We start from the raw sequence: 23,250 nt of genomic DNA, 5'->3' as shown, positions 1-23,250 counted from the left end.
TCCTAATTCTCGCCAAAGCTACTTGTGATTAACGCTATTTTTAATCAACGCTATTTCTCATCAAAGTCATCTATCATCAAAGCTACTTTTCTACGAAGTTATTGATTCCGTGTTGTGACTCCATCTCAATCCATGGTTGGAATCCTCAATCTAAAGAGATTTTTGGCTTTCTAAGATGTAGATTTCTCTCTCTGTCTCGCAAGTCGTTCCATAATTTGAGTCTTGATGATTTACCCGCTAGCTGTCCTTGACTGGTTTTCATTACCCAAAGGTTTTGACCGTTAAAACTGTATATCGGCAGTAGATCGGGCCTTTGCGTTGCGGGCTTTATCTCTGCGATCAGGTTATCCAAAATCAATGGTTGCGACGTCGGCGTTGGATAGTAAGCCAGCACCATATGAAACTGGTTCAGCCTAATCGCTTTTACATAAATCAAGCGCAGCTTTTTATCTGGAACACCTAGCTCTATCAAGGAGAAATATTTTGCGATAGTAAAGTCTTCGCAATCGCCTCCGCGACTACCGATAAACTCTAAAGGTGTTGCCCAATAGTCTGTTTGTCCCCAAAAATCGATGTCATCTACAAAGGTCATCTGATTAAAAAAATCGTTTACTCTGGTGATCTTTTGTCGCTCCGGTAACTGACTGACTTCGCTGAGTTCATCTCGCCAATAGGTGACACGTTTGCCAGCTTGTTCCCCATAGGTTTTGGTGACGACTGAAATCCAACGCAATTCCTGATGGCTGTATGCCGCTACACCGCCAGAGAAAGTGATCAGGGCGGAGAACAGAAATACCATCCAACGGGGACAGCGAAAATGACACAATGTAACGATGTTTAATACCAAGGGAACTACTCTTTTAATGCATTGCTCTGAGCGCTAATAATCGGTTTAAGTAGATAATCTAACACGGTTCGTTTACCGGTTATAATATCCACAGAGGCGGTCATTCCCGGGATAATGGGCAGCTCCTCATCGTGTCCAAAATTGGTTTCATCAGTACGAACTCGCACAATATAAAAACTGTTGCCCTCTTCATCTTGGGTGGTATCGGCACTGATGTGCTCCAATACGCCATTAAGCCCACCGTACTTGGTAAAATCGTAGGCACTGAACTTTACGATGGCGTGTAAGTCTGGGCGTAAAAAGGCGATATCTTGCGGAGCAATCTTGGCTTCGACCAATAAGGTGTCTTCCGTCGGGACGATTTCAACAATATCCATCCCCGGCTGGATAACACCGCCGACGGTATTGACGTTAAGGGTTTTCACTGTCCCCGTGACTGGCGAGAGCACCACCGTGCGATTGACACGGTCTTCAAGACCCACTGCAGACTCGGTCATGGAGGAGAGTTGATCTTGGGATTGATTGAGTTTTTCTTGATTCTCCGAGCGGAATTGTTGCGCGGCGTCGATACGGCTCAGTTTTGCTTCTTGAATCGCCGATCTCAGAGCTGGGATTTTCAACTCGGTCGAAGTGAGTTCACGACGAGTATCATTGACTTGTCGTTGCAGCTTTAGCAGCTCAATTTTGGGTACTACGCCTTCATCCGCGAGCGGTTTAGTAATGTTGTATTCGTCTCTTGCCAGATTGTAGCCTTGTCTTAGACTTCGCACTCGGGATTGGATCTCAATCAATTCTTGTTGTTTCTGTCTCACTTGTTGATCGATAACCGAAAGTTGGTTCTTGAGCTTATTAAGATCTTGTCGATATTCAGCCCGCTGTCTGGCAGCCAGTTGCGGATAGTCAGCTTCAAAGGAGGGGGGGAAAGCCAACTTATCGAATTTGAGTACCACCGATTGTTGCCAGTCGTCTTGACTGACGTCCTCGTTAATGACCACACTGGTCATGGAAGCGGACAGTTGCAGTACATTCGCGGTTAGGTTGAGAACCTGCTGCTCACGTTCTCGAAAGTCGGAGCGGAAACGAGTGTCATCAATTAACAGCAGTTGTTGCCCTTGGGTAACGGCATCGCCTTCCTTGACCAGAATTTCTTTTACCAAGCCACCTTCAAGGTTTTGGATCACTTGCACCTGAGAAGAGGGGATCACTTTACCTTGACCGACAGTGACCTTATCGATTTCTGCCCAATAAGCCCAGACGCCAGCACATACAAAAAACAGCACCATTACCCATAGCATAATACGGGCGCTTGTCGGTGTATTCAGTAGTAGAGCGGCTGTTTTGTCGTCGATATAGTCAAGTTCGGCGTCAGACACTTTTTTCAGTTCTTTTTTATCCATGATTTGTCCGCTATCCCTGCTCTGTTTTAAAACCTAATACGTAGCACTAGTAGCACTTAAACACTTGCCGTTGTTATCTGAATATAAAGGCATGCTAGGGTTCGCCAAGTTACACTTAATTCGTTGATCATTCGCATAGTTATAAGACTAGGAGAGTTGAGGCTAAAAGCTACTAATCCTGTGTAATTAGTTTAATTGCCTCAAGATGTTAGCCGTTATCGTTGCTTCAGCTAACGTTGCATCCGCTTTATGACAGCAAGGCTAGAGAGCGGTTTTGTTATGGTTGACTCGGAATGACTTGAGTTATCAGAGATTAAAGCGCAGAATTTGTTAAAAAAATCGAGGAATGGATATGGCACTTGAAGATATTCGCCGTGAATACAGCCAAGGCGGATTACGCCGAAAGGATCTCAATCACGATCCCATCAAACAATTTAACCTCTGGTTAGAACAAGCGATTAAAGCCAAGTTGATGGATCCCACCGCAATGACGGTGGCAACCGTAGACCAAGCGGGACAGCCATTTCAACGTATTGTGTTGCTTAAACACCTAGATGAAAACGGCTTTGTGTTTTACACCAATCTGGGCAGCCGTAAAGCCCAGCATATTGAGCACAACAGCAAGGTCAGCCTGCACTTTCCTTGGCACAATCTTGAGCGTCAAGTGCATGTCACCGGCGTGGCAGAGAAAATGAGTGCGGTGGAAAATATGAAGTACTTTGTCTCTCGCCCTAAAGAGAGCCAATTAGCAGCGATGGCAAGTAAACAGAGTAGCCGTTTGTCAACGCGTGGTGTGCTTGAAGGTAAATATCTGGAGCTAAAACAGAAGTTTGCCAAAGGCGATATCCCAGTCCCATCGTTTTGGGGTGGTTACCGAATTCGCCCTGAATCGATTGAGTTTTGGCAAGGGGGTGAACACCGACTGCATGACCGCTTCTTGTTCAGTAAGCAGCAAGATGGCGAAAGCCAATGGCAGATTGACCGCTTAGCGCCTTAAGTGATGTTCACTGAGTTTTGGTTCAAAATACAATCACCGTAATACTACAACACTTGATCATGCTTTCAGGATGCTTGATCAAGTGTTGATCTCGATCGTTAAGGGATCATTGCTATATTGGGTCGTTAATCGTGTTATTGAGCCTTAAAGTGTGCGTAGTTGCCTCTGTTCTCTTATCTTGATCATGCTTCCATATAGAAAGTATGGGAAGAATGACTTCCTTGATCATGCTTTCATACCGGATAGAGAAAATACGATAACTGATTGAATTTATGAGGATCACACTGTGCGCGATGAGAGTAACGGCGCAGAAGTAGAGCCATAATGTTTCAGCAGAAAAGAAAAAGTGCCGCTTAGAATAAGCGGCACAAAAGTTATAATCTAAATATCGTGAGTTTATAAGGCAGGAGCTTGGGTTTCAGGCTCAATCACTTCCACTTCTTTGATCACAAAGTCTGCAAAGTCGACATCTTGATCTTGCAGTAACTCTATCTGACTGATTGAACGATAGATCCCCCATTTAGGACGTACAAAGTTGCCTGAGTTGGCATCTGAACCGGAACGCCACATCTCTAGGTTTTGTTCTGTGACCGTGATGATCGGCGTGTCTTCACCCAACTTTGTTAGGGTGACATGCAGCTTACCGTCTTCGTTATAATCCACTCGCACAAAAGCCTCAAGCCATTGATCCTCGATATCGCTGTTCCAGTCGACGCTAGAATCCTCTGTGGAGTTATATAAGGCGTTATTGGTCGTTCCGCTTTTGTCGCTGTTGTAATGAACATGGCGGATTTCTAGGTTATCAACGCCACTTTTGGTATTGGCTGTGAATGTCAGTATAGGTTGGCTGTCGTTCACCCAGCTTTCACTGCCACTATGCTTGACGGCTTTGAGTTGGAATAGGTGAGTGAAGTTAGAGGTAAGATTGAAGTCACCGTTTACGCGGAATTTCCAGCTATATTCAAAGATCTTACCCAGCGTGCCTTTTAGCTTGTCGTCAGAGTTACCATAGACTTTGATTTCGTTGCGCTGGCGGTCGTCGTTCTCTAGCTTATCTCTGTCAATGTCTTCATGGGTATGGATGTAGAATTTGAAGTAATCAAACCCTGAGTCTATATCAGAAAATTCAATGATGTGGCTCTCTGTCGGATGGTTAACATCATAGAGATCCGGCGCTTCAATCGAGCCCGTACCATAAACACTCTCAATCGTTTCATAGGCATCGAAGCCATCGGAAACATTGGCGTTCAGTGGCGTGGAACTGAGTGCTTGAAAGTAGCTGCTATCATCAATAGGGTAATCGCCACTTCCTTCGCCACCACCTGAATTATTGCCACCAGAATCGCTGCCACCGCAGCCCGATAATAGCGCGATAGCAATACTGCTCGCCAGCCAGTGCTTGGGTTTTATTTTATTTGTTAGAAAAGTAGGGTACGTCATTGATCGACTCCAGATTGTAGGTCGCGCAGAGGGAACGACTTATGTTTTTTTATTGGGTATCAGTATAAAAAAAAGGAGCAAATAGATATCTGCTCCTCTTCAAAGATTAATCACTTAACTTACTACTTTTAAAGTAATAATTTCTAAGCTGTTACTTCTTATCAACAGCCGTTTCTAGGCTGTAGAAGTGAGCTTCACCTTTACCGTTTTTAAACTGGTTGTAGATACCTGCTTTGAAGTAGCTCACCATGTCCTTCCAGTAAGTCAGGTCATGTTCCGCTTTCACAACGCCATCTAGTTTGATCACGAGTTTGTTGTTACCCGCGATCACGTCGAACTTCGTTGGTTCATCAGTCTTGATTGGACCAAGATCTAGCTTAACGTAAGCTTTCTTACACTCAGGCGTGCCTTTGTTACCGCTCTTAGAACCACAGTTTACCGTGTTGTTCTTGATGATTGCCCAGTAGTGGTCTTGTTTACCGCTGCGGTCTGCATCGTAAACGATACGTAGTAGAGGGTGCGGGATGTAACCTTCACCGTGGCTGCCTTTCTTACCGTCGAAGAAAGTACCCTTGTTGTGGATCTGAAGGAAAGTCATCTCATCACGCTTCTTCTCACTGTTTGCAACAGATTCGCGTGGGTTGATTGGCATGACTTCTGCCGTCATGCGGTAGTAAGTGTCTGCTTCACCTGTTTTGAAGTGCTCAAGAACACGGACTTCGTTACGGTTTTTATAACCTTCCATTGCGAATACAAGGGCTTCAGAACCTTTGTCCACGTAGAAGAATTCGTTTGAATAACCCGCAAACTTACCGTCTTCAATGACGTCTTTCTTGTTACCAGATTTACCCGCTGGATCAGAAAGTTGCAGTTTAGAAATGTCTAGGATTTGTGAGAACTGTGCATAATCTGCAGGAACACCACGTTCGCCAGTTGGCGCTTTGTAGTCTGCGCCGATTGCAGAAGTTGCGAATAATGCACCCGTTAGCGCGGTTGCTAGCATGCTGACCTTAAGAGGTTTCATAGAATAAGTATCCCAAAAAAAATGACAAATTTGTCAGTGACGTTACGATGGGCGCATTATAACGTGCGGTTAAGGGTTTAAATATAATCATACAATTAACTTTTGAACTAGATCTCGCTGTAGTACAAAAATGACAGAACAAAATGAGAAAACCGAGATATTGCGACCAATATCTCGGTTTTATTGTGGAATATGACGCTGATCGTTTGGTTACGCGCCATGCTATTGATAGTTTTATTTGTCGGACTTTAAGGTCAATCGTACATCAATTTGTCCGCTTTCTCTTGGTTGAACTCTTTGACGGCTTTTCGGGCTAATTGTCTAAATGGCAGGGCTTTGACCAACTCTTCAAAAGGCTGAATAGCAAACGCCCAAAATACCGAACCATCAAACACCAACACAATTAATGCGCAAAGCGGGATAGAAATCACCCACTGTCCAGTAAAGTTGATTTTGAAGACCGCGGTGGTTTTGCCTAGTGCTCTCAACACATGCCCGTGAACCGTGTTGTAGCCGCGAATAATGGGTGTAAAGATATAAAGGGGAGCGATGACCGCCAGTGCTTGATATGTCGCAGGGTCCATAACTGGGTAAATGTCTTCAATGACTAAGCTCAATCCAAAAAATGCGACAGAACAAGCAATAGAAATACCGACTGCAACATCAATGCTGGTGTCGATATCTTTAGCAAGAGTATCCATCTTGCGAGAACCGATAGCTTGGCTAATGCTGATTGCCGAAGAGTGCGCCCATGCGGTAATAAATTGTGTGCCCGCTCTAAACCACGGCCAAACCAGTGTTATAGCAACATAAGCATTGATATTAAGTTGCGAATAGAGCAACTGATAAATGGTGGCACCGATAGAAAGAATAGTGACATTGGCGGCGACAGGGAATATTTCAATAAAGTGCAAACGGATATTGGTACGCATTGCTGACCAATCCGATTGCCATTGTAAAATCACTGTTTCATCTTTGCGTAGGCACCAACTTAAAAATAGCAAGCGCAAGGTAATAGCAGCGATGCTACCCAAAGCCGCCCCTTGCACGCCCATCCCCGCAAAGTGCCATGTCGATGACAAGTTGACGCCGTGAATTAACGCATAAGAAAGCGCCGCGTTAAAAGGCATTTCTAATAGATAGCCTTTAAACGGAACCTTAGTGCGACCTAAACTGTTAAACAGCGCGGTCATCACCTGAGTTATCGCCGTATAGATCACCAGATATTTTGAGATATCAAGGTAATGACTGATTTCGCTGTGTAGCGAAGTATTATCGGTAATAGCGAGTAGCAGCGGTTGTTCAAACAGCGTCAGCAATACCCAAAACAGTGCCGCGACCGACAAGTTGATGATCATGCCCGCATAGTAAGCTTTGGAAACCGACTCGGCTTTGCCCGAACCGACGGCGCGGCTCAGCACTAATTGAGTTCCGTTTGCCAGCGCCATTTGAATACCCAGAATAAACGCCACTACAGTGGTAGCAATGCCCATCGAAGCCAATGGGATCTCTCCCAACGGTGACACCAATAAGGTATCGATCATTAGCATCGATTGCATCAACAGCGCATTCAACGCCAACGGCCAAGCGAGGGAGAGATTCTTTCTAATGTACGATTGTGCAGGCACGGTAAAACCTTAGTATTTAGACAGCAATATTAAATAGCGGTATCACCCAGAGACACAAAGCAGCCTTAATGGGCTGGATGGAAAGCGTTGCAGTGAGCTTGGGTTGAATGACAAATCAATGGTTTGGGTAACTGGCGTTACTGGGGTATTGATTTGGTGGTGGATTATAATACAAATGACGATAGGTCGGGTAGCGAAGTGTTATTTTTGCTAGTAATCGATTGAGGTAAAAAATGCCAGTCAGTATGAACTGACTGGCATTTTTATTATTTACCTTGAGAAGCGATTTTAGAACAATTCAGAATCGATATCGTCAAAGTATGAGTAAGTAGCCGTTGAGCCGTTGTCACCAACATACCACGCCATTAGCGTTGGAGTGCCATCAGCTGCTTGTGCAAACATCGCAGCACCACTAGCTTCTGTATACACAGTGTCATCAATTGTTACTGTGATTGGGTATTTGCCATCAGCATCTACACCGTCCCATGAGATTGTCACATCAATCCAAGTATCTTTAGAGTAGCTAGCAAGCTCTACTTGAGAACCAGATGCATCTCTGAACTTGATTGCGCTGCTAGTGAAAACAACCTCAGTAAAACGATTACCAGATGATGCTGATGCAGAACTACCTAGATATAGGTATGTTGCACTGTCATAGCCTTCAGTTGGAATGTATACGCTAGTTGTCACTGAGCCAGCATCTGCTGCGCCTGCTGAGAATGCACGAGCAACAACAGGTTTTGCAGAACCATCTTCGTCAGACAACCTCAGCGAGTTGCTAGCACTGTTTGCAAAATCATCACTGATAGTTGCAAAGGTTGTAGAGTTGTTAGCTGTTGTCGAGTAAGCAGAGTTAGCCTCTTCGATTAGAGCGCCTACTGTGTAAGAATCGAAGTTGTCAGTTACACCCTCTGGGTCTGTTGGCTCAGAACCGTCATCTTCAGTTGCGTTTTGGTCGCTGCTAGCTGTTGCTTCTGCTGAACTGTCGCTATATGTTTCGCCAGTACCGAAAACATAGCCTTCTGCGTAGTCATCAAAGTTGTCTTCGTGTACTACAGCGGTACCTGCGATATCTGAATAAATGTGGAAGTCATCGACATAAACTGGCGTATCTGTAGCAGTCTTATTGCCGTTTGTACCAATCTTAAATTCGATGGCAGCAACGTTTGCACCGCTGTTATTGAAGTCAAGTTCACCAAGTTCTTGTTTACCAACAGTCAGGTTAAACTTAGAAGTGTTTGAGTCCCAAGTGACAACAACATTTACCCACTCACCTGTCGTAAAGTTACCATCAATTGAAGTGAGACTACCGCCTTGACGAATTTGAACACCACTAGATTTCAGACCAATATCAACAGCAGTATTCGAGGATGATGTTGTGTTGTCATATAGCGTTGCATAGAAAGTCTGGTCTTCGTCTGTATTGTATAGGACGTTGAAAGACAGTTTACCCTGCGCAAGTTCGTCACTAAGTGTGTAGCGAATCTTACCTGAGTTTTCGGTCGATGTATCTTTAATCAGAACCGATTTGCCGTCAGTACCTTCGCCTGGTTTTGCTTCAATATCACCAACGAGGTCTTCTGCTTCAGCACTTTCTGGGTCTAAGCCATTTGCACCAGTCACATCGAATTCTGCTGTAGTACAGCTGCTTAACGTTAGGGTGTTGTTTGCAGCATCGAATTCACACGTTACTTCTTGGTCTTCGTAGTCGAAAGTCACTTCACCGATATCGGTATCAGAGTCATCGCCTTCAATAGAGTAGCTACTAGTAGTGTAGTAACTTGTCTCGTAAATTTTTACCATATCGCTGTCACTATCAAAGTGGTAAGCAACGATATCAGCAATAGCAGTCGTCGATAGACCACTTGTTGAACCGGCAGATTGGATATTCCATAAAGTATCTTCAACTGAATATACTACTGGATCAGGCGTTACTACTTCATCCGAAGACTTAGTTCCATCACCACACCCCACAAGTGCTACTGCACCTAATGAAGCAATCATCAAATTCGATAATTTCATAATCTATTTTTCCCTATTTATTGGCTACCCCAAAATTCAATAACATCAATTGTATGATTATTTCGATTGGTTACGAGGGGTAAATGATCACATCATGATTGACGTCACGCTGACATTGTTTTGACGAATAGATTTTGTGACTCACTTCATGATTATTGCTGTGGTGGACAATAGACAGAGAAAACAGGTATATACGGCAGTGGAGTGTCCCATAAACAACCGGTTGAAAAATGTACATTTTTTTGTAGCTTTGTCAGGTATATATGTCCGACAATTCCTAAATCTAACTGGTTATAAATTGACCGTTATGTATGACGAATAGATTGAACTTTAATCCGCAATACCAAGACTGTACATCAGGCTGTTCAGAGTTTGGCAGTGATACATACCGGATGTTCGTTTACAGGCTAAACTTGCTATGTACGCTTGTATATAACGACTTGATACTAAAAGGAGTTACTAATGTGGCAAGGACTACAGCAGGCAATGACCGATGGGTTTTATCAACAACCTCTCAATACGATTAAGTCCAACATCTTTACAATGTATCAGGTGGATGAAGCCCAGCTGCTCGCCCAATTGATCCCATTGGCGACCGCCACCAATGATGAGCAGCAAAGCATTTTGTCTCGTTCTCAATCACTGATCCAAACGATACGCAGCGACAAAAAAGCGATGCAGGCGATGGATGCCTTGCTGTTGGAATACAGCTTAGACACTGAAGAGGGCATACTTCTAATGTGTTTAGCTGAGGCGATGTTGCGTATTCCTGACGTTTCTACCGCCCATGCATTCATTGCCGATAAGTTGTGTCACGCCAATTGGCAACAGCATATGGGTCAATCGTCTTCAGTGTTAGTGAATGCCGCAACGTGGGGGTTGATGTTAACGGGAGGCGTGTTGCAACCTCAGCAGAAAAGCAACCTTGCCTCGGAACACAGTTGGAAAGCATTGGTCTCCAAATTAGGCAAACCTGTGGTTTATCAAGCAGTACAACAAGCGATGAAACTGATGGGGCAGCAGTTCGTATTGGGACAAACCATCGCTCAAGCTAAACAGAAAGCACGAAGCAATATAACTGACAAGCAATCGTACTCCTTTGATATGCTTGGTGAGGCGGCATTGACCGAGCAAGATGCGCAGCGATATTTCAAGGCTTACGCTTCTGCTATCGAAGAGATTGCAGCACTACAAAACGATCCTGCGCTCTCTGCCCCGTCTATCTCTATTAAACTGTCAGCGCTGCACCCCAGATATGAAGCGACTCATCGTGATCAAGTGCTTACTGAGTTGTATCAACGCTTGCTGTCATTGGTGGAACAAGCGCGACAACATGATGTCGCGGTCACCATTGATGCAGAAGAAGCCGATAGGCTAGAGATTTCCCTCGATCTGTTTGAAAAAGTTTTTCTAAATACGGTGTGTAAAGGGTGGGGAAAATTTGGTGTTGTCGTTCAGGCTTATTCAAAACGCGCGATGCCCGTTTTAGCTTGGTTGACGGCGTTGGCAAAACAGCAGCAAACCGTGATTCCCGTTCGACTTGTGAAGGGGGCTTATTGGGATAGCGAAATTAAGTGGGCGCAACAGGGCGGTTATCGGGGTTATCCCGTGTTTACTCGTAAAGAAAGTACCGATGTTTCCTATTTGGTTTGTGCACGTTTTTTGTTTAGTGATGTGGTGCAAGGCGCACTTTACCCTCAGTTCGCCACGCATAATGCCCATACGATCAGTGCCTTGAGTGTTATGGCGACCCATAATGAATTTGAGTTTCAACGCTTGCATGGCATGGGCGAGGCGCTCTATCACCATCTTGGCGTTCAATCTAAACAGAGAGTGCGTATTTACGCGCCGGTCGGTCGGCACAAAGAGTTGTTGCCATATTTGGTGCGCCGTTTACTCGAAAATGGAGCCAACAGCAGTTTTGTGCATCAAGTAATGGACAAGCAGTGTGCGATTGAGTCCCTAGTTCGTCATCCGGTGGATCAACTTAATGCTATCGACCCATGGCACAATCCGATCACGCCGCTCCCTAAAGATATTTATCTCAATCGAAGTAACTCAACAGGCATTAACCTCAATGTCGCCTCCGAGGTTGTCGGGTTTATTGAAGAAGTGAATACTTACAAGCCCGGAGAGTGGTATGGCTTTAGTTTGATTAATGGACAAGCAAAGATGGACGATGAATACAGGGTTGAAAACGCGGTATTTGCGCCTTATCAAACCGAGCTTAAGATTGGTATTCAGTATCCAAGTTCCCTTGATCATGTTTCCGAAGCTATCAAAGTCGCCAGCGACAACTTTGTTGCTTGGTCACAATTACAACCTGCTGAACGAGCGCAATACTTAACCCAATTTGCCGACAAGCTAGAGCAGAAAATGCCACTATTTGCTGCCCTGTGCCATCACGAAGCAGGCAAGACAGTTCAAGATAGTATTGATGAAGTCAGAGAAGCGATCGATTTTTGTCGCTACTATGCGCTGCAAAGTGAAAAGCTAGGGAAACAGGCGGGACCAGATTGGCAAATGCAAACAATGGAAGTGACCTATCAAGGCTCCGGTGTATGGGCTTGTATTAGTCCTTGGAATTTCCCTTTAGCGATCTTTATTGGTCAGATTGCGGGGGCGCTGGTGGCGGGTAATTGTGTGGTTGCCAAGCCTGCACAGCAGACCTCATTGATCGCCACGAAAGCCATACAACTATTGCTCTCTTGTGGGATTCCTAGTGGCGTGATTCAGTTAGTGCTTGGAGGAGTCGATATTGGTCATGCTCTCACCACTCACCCAAGTATCGCGGGCGTTGCATTTACCGGATCAACTCAGACAGCAAAAATCATTGCCCAAACGTTAGCGCAAAGATCGGTTTCCCCCGTTCCTTTTATCGCGGAAACTGGCGGACAAAATGTGATGATTGCCGACTCTACCGCACAACCCGAGCAACTGGTTAAAGATGTGATTCGCTCGGCATTTGCCAGCGCAGGGCAGAGGTGTTCGGCTTTGCGCGTACTCTTGATCCAACAAGATATCGCCGATGAAGTGATTGAGCAGATCAAAGGCGCGATGGCGCAACTAAATCTGGGTTTGCCGTATTTAGCCTCAACGGATGTTGGACCTGTGATCGACCAGACCGCTAAAACAAAATTGGAACAACATATTGAAAAAATGCGCATTGATGCGACGTTGATTTACCAATGTCCGTTATTGGATTGGCATCAGCAAGGTCATTTTATTGCACCAACATTATTGGAAATCAATGATTTAAATCAGTTAACCGAGGAGCAGTTTGGGCCAATATTACATCTTTTGCGTTTTAAAGCAGCGGATTTAGAGTCCGTCATTGAGCGAGTCAATCAATTGGGCTTTGGGTTGACCTTGGGTATTCATAGTCGCAATGAGACCACTTATCGCTGGATTGAACGTAAAGCTAGAGTCGGTAATTGCTATATCAATCGCGATCAAGTGGGGGCGGTAGTGGGGGTTCAGCCGTTTGGCGGCATGGGTTTATCGGGCACAGGACCTAAGGCGGGAGGTCCCAATTATCTTTACCGATTTACCCGACCTAGTGTGTCGATGAGGTAGATGATAATGATAGATGAGGTAGATGATAATGAAAGAAGCATTGGATTTTTCTCAACTTGCCAATCGTTGGCGATCTTGTCATGTTTTGAAACGATGTGAGTGTTTACTTTCGCTTGCCAGTCGTATGCGCAAAGATAGTATTCACAAAGAAGATAACTTACAATCGCGCCTCATCCAATATCAGGCACGTTGTACGGCGAGTCTGATCTCCGATTCGCAGCCACTCGATGGTCCAACGGGAGAAAGCAATGAATTGTATTTTGTCCCCAAAGGCTTGGTGGTGTTGCTTGTTGATAGCGAACAATGTGACATGTCACTTGATGAGCATAAACAGCAACAACTCGAAGCCGCGGCCTTGGCGATGTTAAGTGCGGCTTTAACCGCGGGTAATAGTGTGTTGTTTGTCATTAATGACCAAGCACTTTGCTCTGTGGTGGAGTCCATCAACCAGTGGTATTGTTTAGCACAACCGCTTGTTTCTGCGTTACCTATTTCTGCGTTACCGATTGTTGCTACGTTACCTACAGCGCAACTCTCTAACCAGCAATTGGCGCAAGCGTCGGTGGTGGGGTTTGTGGGGAGTCAATCGGCGTGTTGGCAACTTAATAGGCAGTTGTCACTGCTTGAGGGACCGATTATCAGTTTGGTCGCTGAGACCGATCTAGACAACATACCCAGCGCCTACAGCCCTCATTTAGCGTTACAGTTTATGGTGGAAAAAACACGCACCATTAATCTTGCCGCTGTGGGAGGTAACGCCAGTTTATTACAGAGTGGAAACTAAATGGGACACCTTTTTTGTCGCCCTTTTGCCATTCAGTCCTCTGTATTAAACGTCGATAATTTCGCCCGATAAACTCGTTATTGGTTAATAAACTATTTTTGGCGCATAAGCCTCGGTTGCGAATACTGTTTTTTTTTGTTGCGAGTAGCGGAGTGTTAAATGACGCTACTTTAGACATTGAGCCATACTATGACTTTGGATGACGTCATAGGTTTTTTATATTAAGGAAGTAATAATGATTGAAAATAGCTTTGCTATTACCACCACATTTATCGCCTATTTAGTGATGATGTTGGCTATCGGTATCTATGCCTATAAACGCACGTTAAGTTCTAGCGATTATTTTTTAGGTGGGCGTTCACTTGGACCTTGGCCTGCGGCACTTTCTGCGGGTGCATCGGATATGAGTGGTTGGTTACTGCTAGGATTACCGGGCTATGCTTATGCAGCAGGCATTGAGGCTTTATGGCTTGCGGGTGGTCTACTGCTCGGCACTTGGCTTAACTGGTTGCTGTGTGCTAAGCGTCTAAGAACTTACAGTATCACTACCGACTCGTTGACCCTACCTGAGTACCTTTCTCGTCGTTTCAACGACAATTCAAACATGATTCAGGTGATCTCAGCCTTCTTTATTCTGCTGTTTTTCCTTTTCTATACCAGTTCAGGTCTGGTCGCGGGCGGCAAATTGTTTGAGACGGTTTTCGGTCTGGACTATTCGACGGCAGTGATTGTTGGCACCATTTGTGTGGTCTCCTATACCTTATTTGGTGGATTTCTAGCGGTTTCTTGGACCGACTTGGTACAAGGTCTATTGATGGCCGCCGCGTTGCTGATTGTCCCTATTGCTGCTATGCAAGGTGGGTTTGATCAACTGACTCAAGACATGCGAGCGATTAATCCTGAACTGCTGACTCTGTTCCGTGATGCCAAAGGGCAGCCGTTAACGGCGGTGGCGATTATCTCATTGGTGGCTTGGGGCTTGGGCTATTTTGGTCAGCCGCATATTTTGGCGAGATTTAAGGCAGCGCGCAGCAACAAAGATCTGACGACCGCAAGACGTATCGCGGTAGTTTGGACTGGTTTGTCGATGTTTGGCGCTATGTTAGTGGGCGTTGTGGGGCTGATCTATATCACTAATACCGGTGGCGATGTGGCGGTTGACGGCGAGAAAGTGTTTATGCTTCTGGTCAATGCCATGTTCCATCCAGTGATTGCAGGTATCTTACTTGCGGCGATTTTGGCGGCGATCATGAGTACCGCTGACTCTCAACTCTTAGTGTCTTCATCGGCACTGGCGGAAGATTTTTATAAGCAAATTATCAACAAAGATGCGACTTCAAAGCAAGTTGTGATGGTGGGTCGTTTAGGCGTGATCGCGATTTCAATCGTGGCGCTGGCATTAGCGATGACGCCAGATAGTTCGGTTTTGGGTCTTGTGTCTTATGCTTGGGCTGGTTTCGGTGCTGCATTTGGTCCAGCGGTATTGCTTAGCCTATATTGGTCAAACATGAACCGAAATGGCGCGATTGCGGGTATTTTGCTTGGTGGCGTCACCATCGTGGTGTGGAAACAACTGAGTGGCGGTATCTTTGATGTTTATGAGATTGTACCGGGTTTTATTCTATCGACGATAGCGATTGTTGCGGTGAGCTTAATCACGGGTGGGGCCGATAATAAGGTGACTGCTCAGTACGGCACTTTCACCAAGAACTTAGCTGAATTAGATTAACGTGATGAGTCGTTGATTGATATTGAAAAGGACCAAATATGGTCCTTTTTTTGTTTTTGCCAGTTATTAATTTTCACTAAACCCAACTTACCGATTTAAATATTACTAATAGCGAAAGAGCTTAAATACAGTAAGGGTAACGCGGGAGCGATGAGTTTAGCTTGGGATCTCTTCCCAACCACAGGGAACGTTATGCACCAAATCCTCAAGTCTGTTCGGAGTCGGCAATCTTTGCTCAGATTGGATTGACATTTTCATGGCTATCTGTTGCTCAAATAACTGCCAATGACGCACCAAGGCTTGGTCGAGGTTTTGATCCGTTTCTAATGCAAGGGTCTCTTTAAGTAGCGGCACCATCGAGGTTGCACCATGCGCGTACAGCATGGTTTGCCACTTAAGTTCATGCATAACAAATGGATTGTTCGGTTGGGCTTGATTGTAACTATCAACCAAGTTCTGCACGATACTCTCTATTTCACCTTTGCTATCAATGAAATAATCTAAAAATTTATTCTCTTGGCGCATCGCGTCCACCATTAATTGGATCGGCTGACGGAGTACGATCAGTTGCGCTAACATTTCGACTGCAAATCGGTACAGTTTGACGTTGGCAGGGGTGCCTTCAGGGAGTTGCCCTAACATATGCAGCATATACTTTTGCATATAGGCATGCAGGTGATCGCTGACGCTATACCAGATCTGCTCTTTGCTGCCAAAGTGATGGCGGATAAGGCTATGAGACACACCTGCTCGCTCACTGATGTTGCGAATCGTGACTCGTTCGAAGCCTAATTCACAGAACATATCCGCGGCGGCGGTTAATATCAGAATTTTTGTCTCTTCTGCTGCAGTTGCACTGCGGCGACCTTTGCGTTTTTCCACACGTTACCTTTTTAGTTTGCACCCTGTCATTGAGCGAGAGTGAGTTGACCTGATGTCTAGCGAAATCATCGCAGTGGCATGATTGGCGAAATTGTTTTTCGACTCCTTGAAATGACCAAACCTCTTGATGTTACCAATAAGCTGCGTTGGGCATTCTATTCAATTTATGGGCTTATCGCCAAAAAAGGAATCGAATCTCTCTTTATTGGGCGGTTTTTCACACTTTTAGTGCTTATATACCCAAGTTACCTCTGACCCTCGCATCTTGAGGTGACTTGGGTATATTGCCCCGACTCGATCAATACATAGTGGTTTTTTATCACGACACTCATCTCTTTATAACTAAAGGTGAAGCGTATATGTAAAAAAATATATTGTACAAGTGTGCAATATCTATTGAGGAAATATAAATTATAATTATACTGCACAACTGTAAAGTATAATTTTTGGGATTACTGTCGATGAATACGACCTATCAAAGTCGAATCCGCAATGGTCTGCTAGTGTTACTACCACTACTCAGCACCATCGCCTTATCAGGATGCAACAAAGCTCAATCAGAGGTGACCGAGTTAGTCATCAAGCCAGTTAAAGTGGTTCAAGTGCCAGAGCTGACGTTCGCTCCAGTGAATAGTTATCTGGCGCAGGTAGATGCGACAGATCGTGCGCAACTGTCTTTTCAGGTAGCTGGGCAGATTTCTGCGGTTGATGTGAAAATGGGTGAAACGGTGCAAGCTGGCGAAGTGCTGGCAACACTTGACCCAACGGATTATCAAGTGGCGCTGGATGCTCGTCAGGCGGAGTTCAATCTTGCTAAATCACAATTTGAGCGTGCTAAGCGATTGTTTGATCAAAAACTGATCAGTGCTGATGAGTTCGACCGTCGTGAAACCCAGTATAAAGCCGCTACTGCCTCTCTGCATCAAGCGGAGTCTGATCTTGGCTATACCCAGATTATTGCTCCATTCGACGGTACCGTCTCAATGACTTATCAAAAATCCTTTGAAGTGGTCACGGCGAAACAGCCGATCCTTAATCTGATTAGCAGCCAAGACTTGGATGTGACCTTTTCGATTCCTGTCCCTGTTGTGAAGTCAATGACATTGGATCAACTCAACAAGCAGCACTTTTTTGTCACTCTGGACAGTCATCGCAAGCAACCGATTGAAGCCAAGTTTAAAGAAATTGCGTTGCAACCGGATTTAGACACCAACAGCTATCAAGTGTCGGTCACCATCAATAAACCGACCAACATTAATATTTTGGCGGGAATGTCGGGGCAGGTGCATATCGAATCCGAATCTCGTTCATATAATTTTGCTTTACCGCAAGGCGCATGGATCAATCAGCAGCAGGCTCAGGCATTAGTTTGGCGCTTTGATGCTGAAAACAGTCAAGTGCATCAAATTGAGGTCACTCTAAACGAGAACGGCGAAGTGGTCGCTGGTCTAAACAGTGGCGATCAAATTGTGGTCGCTGGCGCTAACAATCTAGTGGAAGGTCAGCGCGTTAAGTTATGGACTCGTGAGGGTGGCATCTAATGAAAAAGTCACTGTTAACTCTTTCCATGACCGCTATGCTGCTGCAAGGCTGTTTCTCAGAAACCACCATGCGTGAACTGCCGCCATTTCAGGTTGAAGCTTTGCAGGTTCAGCCGCCAATAGAAAGTCAATATCGTGAATTTCGTGGTCAGGTGGTGACGGCTGAGCAGACTGAACTTTCTTTTCGTATCCAAGGCGAAATTTCTCACCTAGTGGTTAAACCGGGTCAATCGGTTAACAAGGGTCAGGTTGTCGCCAAGTTGGTTGATGAAAAACTGCAACAGCAATATGCCGATGCTCAGGCTCAATATGAACTTGCCACCAAGCAGCTTCGTCGTGGTACGGAGCTTTATAAGCGTGAAATGGTCTCTAGCTCTGAACTGGATGAACTCACCTCAAGCAAAGAGCTGGCGAGTGCTCAATTGCGAAATATTTCTCATCAAATTGAATATGCCAGCTTACGTGCGCCTTTTGATGGGGTGATTGGCGATGTACAAAAAGAGCGCTTCGAGAACGTAAGCCCAGGAGAGCCTGTGGTGTCTATCTATCAAGATGACAAGGTGTATGTGCAGATCTCGCTTTCGGATCATATTTTGGCGTCGTTAACACCCAGTAATCGCGAATCCAGTTATCTACCAAAGGCGTACTTTTCTGGCGTTGAACAGCCCTTTGTTATGCGTTATCTCGAACACTCTAGCGAGCCTGATAGTCAATCACAGACCTATGAGTTGTGGCTAGAAATGCCGCAACCTGACCGCAAAATCTTACCGGGAACCAGTGTGTCGATTAAGGTTGATATGGTCGCCGCAGGGTTGTCGACCCTACAGGGCTATCAATTGCCAATGACTGCATTACAGGCGGGCAGTAAAGCCGGGGAGTTTTACATTTGGAAGCACCAAGATGGTATGGCTAAAAAGGTCATGGTGCATGTTGATCAAGTGAACAGCAATGGCGTCATTGTTGATGCAGGCGTCGCGCAAGGTGATGTGTTGATTCATTCTAATTTAAGAAAGCTCAGAGATGGGCAAGCCGTAGCCCTGAAGGGAAATAACTAGTATGAGCTTAACCGAATATTCAATTAAAAACCGCGTTATCAGCTGGCTGTTCGTGGTGATTCTTACTTTAGGTGGTATTCAATCATTTTTGGATTTAGGCCGTCTAGAAGACCCCGCTTTTACCATCAAAGATGCCATGGTGGTGTCGACCTATCCCGGCGCGACCTCAACAGAGGTCGAGGAAGAGCTGACCTATCCTCTGGAAAAAGAGATCCGTAAACTGCCCTATATCGATAAGATTACCTCGACCTCTTCAAACGGTCTGTCACAGATTACAGTCAGTATGAAGATGGACTACGGTCCTGACGAGCTGCCACAGATTTGGGATGAGATGCGTCGTAAGATCAATGATTTGACTCCAACGCTGCCATCGGGGGTTAACTCGGTACAGATCATCGATGACTTTGGTGATGTTTTCGGCATCATGCTGATGCTTACCGGTGATGGTTATGATTATGTGGAGCTGAAGCGCTATGCCGATTACCTCAGCCGAGAACTCGAATTGGTTGAGGGTGTGGGCAAAGTCTCCATTGCGGGTGCGCAGCAAGAGATGTTGTTTGTCGAGCTTTCGCTAGCGCGATTGTCTGCTCTGAATCTTGATATGAACACAGTGGTTGGGCTACTGAATCAGCAAAACAGTGTCCAGTCTTCCGGTGAATTGATGATCAATGGTGAGAGCCTGACGATTCGACCGAATGGCAATTTAGACTCGGTAGAATCATTAGAAAATCTAATCATTCATGGTCGGGATACCGGTAATCTTATCCGCCTTAAAGATGTCGCACAGATCTCTAAAGGAGTACAAGAAAAACCGGGTAACGTGATTACCTACAACGGTAAGCAAGCCATTAACCTTGCTGTCTCCTTTACTTCTGGCGTTAACGTTGTTGAGGTGGGTCAGGCAATTGATGCCCAGCTTTCAGAGTTGGAAAGCATTAAGCCTGCCGGTATCAATCTGGACTATTTCTACAATCAATCTGCGGAAGTGGATAAGTCGGTCAAAGACTTTGTCGTTAGTCTTGCACAAGCCGTAGGTATTGTCATTGTGGTCCTACTGTTTGCCATGGGTATGCGCAGCGGCATCATCATTGGTTCAGTATTACTGTTGACGGTATTCGGTACTTTCATTTTGATGAATATCAATGGTATCGAGCTACACCGCATCTCACTTGGCGCACTGATTATTGCCCTTGGTATGTTGGTTGATAATGCCATCGTGATCGTTGAAGGTATCGTGGTCGGGCTGAAACAAGGCAAAACCAAGTTGCAAGCATCCATGGCGATTGCTAAGCAGACTCAGTGGCCATTATTAGGGGCAACGGTGATTGCGATTACCGCGTTTGCGCCCATCGGTTTGTCTCAGGATGCAACCGGTGAGTTTATGGGTTCACTGTTCTGGGTACTGTGCTATTCCTTGTTTTTAAGTTGGGTCACCGCACTGACACTGACTCCATTCCTTGCCGACTTATTACTCAAAGATGGTGAGAAAAATGCTGAGCAGCAAGCGGACGAAGATCCGTATAAAGGCTTGTTATTTGTGGTGTTTGGTAAGCTTCTTCAGCTTGCAATGCGCTTTAGATGGCTAACGGTCGCTGCGATGGTGGGTCTTCTGGTATCAGCGGTGATGGCGTTTGGTTTAGTGAAGCAGTCTTTCTTCCCGCCATCTAATACGCCGATGTTCTATGTCGACGTTTGGATGCCGGAAGGTACCGATATCCGCACTACCATTAAGCAAACTGAGCAAGTGGAGCAGTTTATCCGCAACCAAGAGAATGTGGACTTTGTTTCAACCACGGTTGGGCAAGGTATGCAGCGCTTTATGTTGACCTATCAACCGGAGAAAAGCTATGAGGCTTATGCTCAGTTGCAGGTACGAACAACCAGTCGCGATAACATGTTTGAGTTGCTTAATAAGCTCGATAGCAGTCTACCGGTTGAGTTCACTGCGCCGACGTTTCAGTTTCGTTTAATGGAGTTTGGTCCATCGCCAGCGTCAAAGATCGAAGCTCGGATTATTGGTCCCGACCCTCAAGTGTTGCGCAATATCGCCGTGCAGGTGGAAGATGTTTTGTTGGCTGATGAGGGAGCGCGTAATGTTCGTCATGATTGGCGTGAGCGTACCAAAACATTAGTGCCACAGTTCAATGAATCAAAAGCACGTCGTTTAGGTATCTCGAAACAAGATCTGTCGAACACCTTGCAACTTGCTTTTGGCGGCAACACCATTGGTGTGTTCCGCGATGGTACACAGATGCTGCCTATCGTCACTCGTCTCACTGAGACCGAGCGTGTCGATTATGCATCGCTGCAAAATATCTCTATTTGGAGCCCAATGTTGCAAACCTATGTCCCGGTTGAGCAGGTAGTGGATGCGATTGATCTTGAGTGGCAAGAGCCGATTATTCAGCGTCGAGATAGGAAGCGTACACTGACTATTTTGGCGGATCATGATGTACTTGGTAACGAAACGGCAGCCAGTTTATTTGCCCGTGTGAGACCCCAAGTAGAAGCTCTGCCTCTGCCGCAAGGTTACTCGATTGAATGGGGTGGTGAGTACGAGTCGTCTAAAGACGCTCAAGAGTCCATGTTTAAGTCATTACCTATGGGTTACCTGTTGATGTTTATCATCACCATGCTGCTGTTTAACTCATTTAAGAAGCCGCTAGTGATTTGGTTGACGGTTCCCCTGTCTATCATTGGTGTTGCGTTTGGTTTACTGGCTTCCAATATGCCATTTAGTTTTACTGCGTTACTCGGCTTATTGAGTCTCAGCGGGATGATTTTGAAAAATGGCATTGTGTTGATGGATCAGATCAACCTTGAGTTGGATTCGGGCAAAGATCAGTATCAAGCCATTCTTGACAGCGCGATCAGTAGGGTAAGACCCGTAAGTATGGCGGCACTCACTACGATTCTTGGTATGATTCCACTGGTTTTTGATGCCTTCTTTGGTTCACTGGCGGTGACTATTATGGCGGGATTGGGATTTGCAACGGTATTAACCCTTGTCGTTGTGCCGGTATTGTTTACGATATTTTTTAACATTAAACCGACCCGATAGACCTGAGACACTTTATGATTCAAGCCCGTATTTTGCGGGCTTGACTGTTTTTGGCGCTTTCACTGGTCGGAGGTTTCGATAGTTGTCACAAAATTGACACTGTTTGACCTTGAACAGCAGACTAGCAGGGGACTGTTCTGTATAGTATTTGTCCAACTCGAAGCAGAAAAACAAATGTTAATTAAACGTTGATTTCATCTCCAACTGTTTTTGGAACTGCTCGCACACTTTGGTTATTGATGATTTTGTTTGTAGCTAAAGTTTTTACACAATACGGATTGTACTTTTTTGAGGGATTTATAGATGCCAGTTCATCACTGCCAAGCTTGTCAGAAAGACACAGCTCATAAAGCGATTATGCGCCGCACAGTTAATCATTCAGATTCAACCCTGCAAAGTTTCCAGCAAATAGTGTCTCAGCTATTGAGTGGTAGTGGTTATTACAAACTTGAGCGTCAACTTTATTGCCGAGTTTGTAATAAGCAAAATCAATCGGTTGCAACCAATATTGGACAGCAGGCTTCTCCCGCCTAAACATTGAGCTCAAGCGGTAGCCGTTTTTGGGTTATCAGTTGTAAAACGACGCGCGTTTTCTTACATTAGTGGCTTGCCGTCAAGGAAGAACAGTGTAAGTGGTAAAATCATGGCTCAATTTGCATTAGATAAGATAGATCGAGAAATTCTGCGTATTCTCAGCTACAAGGGGCGCATTCCGATCGTCGAATTAGCCAAACTGGTGAACCTCACGACGTCCCCTTGTTCAGACCGAGTGAAGCGTCTGGAAAAAGAGGGACTCATTCTTGGTTATCATGCTGAGCTGAATCCTGAAAAATTGGGACTGGATGTCCAAGTCTTTATCCATATCCGCTTAGATCAAAGCAGTTTCTCCATCTTTGAAAAGTTTGCCAAAGCGGTAGAACTTATGCCGGAAATCGAAGAGTGTTATTCTCTGTCTGGCGATTTCGATACCATGATTAAAGTGCGAACCAAAGATATGAAATCGTATCAATCTTTTATGGCGACTAAGTTGGGCACCTTGCCTGGCGTGATTCAAACCCGCAGTGAAGTAGTCATCGAAGAACATAAAACCGGCTTTGGTGTGAATCCAGAGATACTCGATATTCTGGATATTTGAGTCTATATTGCACGTTCCTTCTATCGTTTAGCCCAATGTTTGCCTGCTGAGAGTGGGCACTCTCGCCGTATCATCCCCTTGTAACACTTCATTGAGTTTTATCTGCAATACTCAGGTATATATCCGTCATCG

General features: G+C 45.2%; 16 protein-coding genes. 9 read left to right on the top strand and 7 right to left on the bottom strand.

The window, feature by feature from the left end; all coding sequences use genetic code 11:
- Positions 1-145 precede the first annotated feature (145 nt).
- Complete coding sequence (locus L9Q39_RS19830) at positions 146-799, bottom strand: transglutaminase-like cysteine peptidase (RefSeq protein ID WP_237487098.1); 654 nt, start codon at positions 797-799, stop codon at positions 146-148.
- Between the two features lie 53 nt (positions 800-852).
- Positions 853-2,244 (bottom strand): HlyD family type I secretion periplasmic adaptor subunit, encoded by a 1,392-nt coding sequence (locus L9Q39_RS19825; protein WP_237486942.1) that lies wholly within the window; start codon positions 2,242-2,244, stop codon positions 853-855.
- A gap of 352 nt (positions 2,245-2,596) precedes the next feature.
- On the opposite strand from L9Q39_RS19825, the gene pdxH reads away from it, so the two are divergent.
- Positions 2,597-3,241: a pyridoxamine 5'-phosphate oxidase gene (pdxH, locus tag L9Q39_RS19820; RefSeq protein ID WP_237486940.1), complete on the top strand. Its 645-nt coding sequence runs from the start codon at positions 2,597-2,599 to the stop codon at positions 3,239-3,241.
- 396 nt (positions 3,242-3,637) lie between these two features.
- On the opposite strand, the gene L9Q39_RS19815 is transcribed toward pdxH, so the two are convergent.
- From L9Q39_RS19815 to L9Q39_RS19800, 4 genes are all read right to left on the bottom strand, one after another.
- Entirely contained in the window at positions 3,638-4,681 is a 1,044-nt protein-coding gene (locus L9Q39_RS19815; RefSeq protein WP_237486939.1) for a hypothetical protein, read from the bottom strand.
- 151 nt (positions 4,682-4,832) lie between these two features.
- The gene (locus L9Q39_RS19810) at positions 4,833-5,705 is read right to left on the bottom strand and encodes a polysaccharide lyase family 7 protein (RefSeq protein WP_237486937.1); all 873 of its coding nucleotides are present in this window, start codon (positions 5,703-5,705) and stop codon (positions 4,833-4,835) included.
- Positions 5,706-5,959: 254 nt separating this feature from the next.
- Positions 5,960-7,264, bottom strand: coding sequence for an MATE family efflux transporter (locus L9Q39_RS19805; RefSeq protein WP_237487097.1), 1,305 nt, complete (start codon positions 7,262-7,264; stop codon positions 5,960-5,962).
- Positions 7,265-7,621: 357 nt separating this feature from the next.
- Positions 7,622-9,355, bottom strand: coding sequence for an autotransporter outer membrane beta-barrel domain-containing protein (locus L9Q39_RS19800; protein ID WP_237486935.1), 1,734 nt, complete (start codon positions 9,353-9,355; stop codon positions 7,622-7,624).
- Between the two features lie 462 nt (positions 9,356-9,817).
- Here L9Q39_RS19800 and putA point away from each other — a divergent pair, with 462 nt between their 5' ends.
- From putA to putP, 3 genes are all read left to right on the top strand, one after another.
- Complete coding sequence (putA, locus tag L9Q39_RS19795; protein ID WP_237486933.1) at positions 9,818-12,931, top strand: bifunctional proline dehydrogenase/L-glutamate gamma-semialdehyde dehydrogenase PutA; 3,114 nt, start codon at positions 9,818-9,820, stop codon at positions 12,929-12,931.
- A 28-nt stretch (positions 12,932-12,959) separates the two neighbouring features.
- On the top strand, positions 12,960-13,715 hold the full coding sequence (locus L9Q39_RS19790; protein ID WP_237486932.1) for a hypothetical protein: 756 nt from the start codon (positions 12,960-12,962) through the stop codon (positions 13,713-13,715).
- A 238-nt stretch (positions 13,716-13,953) separates the two neighbouring features.
- Entirely contained in the window at positions 13,954-15,444 is a 1,491-nt protein-coding gene (gene putP, locus L9Q39_RS19785) for a sodium/proline symporter PutP (RefSeq protein WP_237487095.1), read from the top strand.
- Positions 15,445-15,600: 156 nt separating this feature from the next.
- Here the strand turns inward: putP and L9Q39_RS19780 are convergent, their stop codons facing one another.
- The gene (locus L9Q39_RS19780; protein ID WP_237486931.1) at positions 15,601-16,326 is read right to left on the bottom strand and encodes a TetR/AcrR family transcriptional regulator; all 726 of its coding nucleotides are present in this window, start codon (positions 16,324-16,326) and stop codon (positions 15,601-15,603) included.
- 461 nt (positions 16,327-16,787) lie between these two features.
- Between L9Q39_RS19780 and L9Q39_RS19775 the strand changes: the two genes are divergently transcribed.
- From L9Q39_RS19775 to L9Q39_RS19755, 5 genes are all read left to right on the top strand, one after another.
- The gene (locus L9Q39_RS19775) at positions 16,788-17,867 is read left to right on the top strand and encodes an efflux RND transporter periplasmic adaptor subunit (protein WP_237486930.1); all 1,080 of its coding nucleotides are present in this window, start codon (positions 16,788-16,790) and stop codon (positions 17,865-17,867) included.
- Positions 17,867-18,922 (top strand): efflux RND transporter periplasmic adaptor subunit, encoded by a 1,056-nt coding sequence (locus tag L9Q39_RS19770; protein ID WP_237486929.1) that lies wholly within the window; start codon positions 17,867-17,869, stop codon positions 18,920-18,922. Before L9Q39_RS19775 ends, L9Q39_RS19770 begins: the two co-directional genes overlap by 1 nt.
- A 1-nt stretch (position 18,923) precedes the next feature.
- Positions 18,924-21,983 (top strand): efflux RND transporter permease subunit, encoded by a 3,060-nt coding sequence (locus L9Q39_RS19765; RefSeq protein WP_237486928.1) that lies wholly within the window; start codon positions 18,924-18,926, stop codon positions 21,981-21,983.
- Between the two features lie 303 nt (positions 21,984-22,286).
- Complete coding sequence (locus L9Q39_RS19760; RefSeq protein ID WP_237486927.1) at positions 22,287-22,517, top strand: hypothetical protein; 231 nt, start codon at positions 22,287-22,289, stop codon at positions 22,515-22,517.
- A gap of 109 nt (positions 22,518-22,626) precedes the next feature.
- Complete coding sequence (locus L9Q39_RS19755; RefSeq protein WP_237486926.1) at positions 22,627-23,118, top strand: Lrp/AsnC family transcriptional regulator; 492 nt, start codon at positions 22,627-22,629, stop codon at positions 23,116-23,118.
- Positions 23,119-23,250: the final 132 nt, after the last annotated feature.

The sequence above is a fragment of the Vibrio hippocampi genome (genome assembly GCF_921292975.1).
In the GTDB taxonomy this organism is placed as follows: domain Bacteria; phylum Pseudomonadota; class Gammaproteobacteria; order Enterobacterales; family Vibrionaceae; genus Vibrio; species Vibrio hippocampi.
The sequence above is the reverse complement of the archived record's forward strand: the minus strand, read 5'-3'. Positions and strand labels throughout refer to the sequence as shown.

What these genes read in the sequence shown, in the direction of transcription:
- L9Q39_RS19830 (WP_237487098.1), bottom strand. Translation starts at nt 799, where the DNA reads ATGGTATTTCTGTTCTCCGCCCTGATCACTTTCTCTGGCGGTGTAGCG.
- L9Q39_RS19825 (WP_237486942.1), bottom strand. Translation starts at nt 2,244, where the DNA reads ATGGATAAAAAAGAACTGAAAAAAGTGTCTGACGCCGAACTTGACTAT.
- pdxH (WP_237486940.1), top strand. Translation starts at nt 2,597, where the DNA reads ATGGCACTTGAAGATATTCGCCGTGAATACAGCCAAGGCGGATTACGC.
- L9Q39_RS19815 (WP_237486939.1), bottom strand. Translation starts at nt 4,681, where the DNA reads ATGACGTACCCTACTTTTCTAACAAATAAAATAAAACCCAAGCACTGG.
- L9Q39_RS19810 (WP_237486937.1), bottom strand. Translation starts at nt 5,705, where the DNA reads ATGAAACCTCTTAAGGTCAGCATGCTAGCAACCGCGCTAACGGGTGCA.
- L9Q39_RS19805 (WP_237487097.1), bottom strand. Translation starts at nt 7,264, where the DNA reads ATGCAATCGATGCTAATGATCGATACCTTATTGGTGTCACCGTTGGGA.
- L9Q39_RS19800 (WP_237486935.1), bottom strand. Translation starts at nt 9,355, where the DNA reads ATGAAATTATCGAATTTGATGATTGCTTCATTAGGTGCAGTAGCACTT.
- putA (WP_237486933.1), top strand. Translation starts at nt 9,818, where the DNA reads ATGTGGCAAGGACTACAGCAGGCAATGACCGATGGGTTTTATCAACAA.
- L9Q39_RS19790 (WP_237486932.1), top strand. Translation starts at nt 12,960, where the DNA reads ATGAAAGAAGCATTGGATTTTTCTCAACTTGCCAATCGTTGGCGATCT.
- L9Q39_RS19775 (WP_237486930.1), top strand. Translation starts at nt 16,788, where the DNA reads ATGAATACGACCTATCAAAGTCGAATCCGCAATGGTCTGCTAGTGTTA.
- L9Q39_RS19770 (WP_237486929.1), top strand. Translation starts at nt 17,867, where the DNA reads ATGAAAAAGTCACTGTTAACTCTTTCCATGACCGCTATGCTGCTGCAA.
- L9Q39_RS19765 (WP_237486928.1), top strand. Translation starts at nt 18,924, where the DNA reads ATGAGCTTAACCGAATATTCAATTAAAAACCGCGTTATCAGCTGGCTG.
- L9Q39_RS19760 (WP_237486927.1), top strand. Translation starts at nt 22,287, where the DNA reads ATGCCAGTTCATCACTGCCAAGCTTGTCAGAAAGACACAGCTCATAAA.
- L9Q39_RS19755 (WP_237486926.1), top strand. Translation starts at nt 22,627, where the DNA reads ATGGCTCAATTTGCATTAGATAAGATAGATCGAGAAATTCTGCGTATT.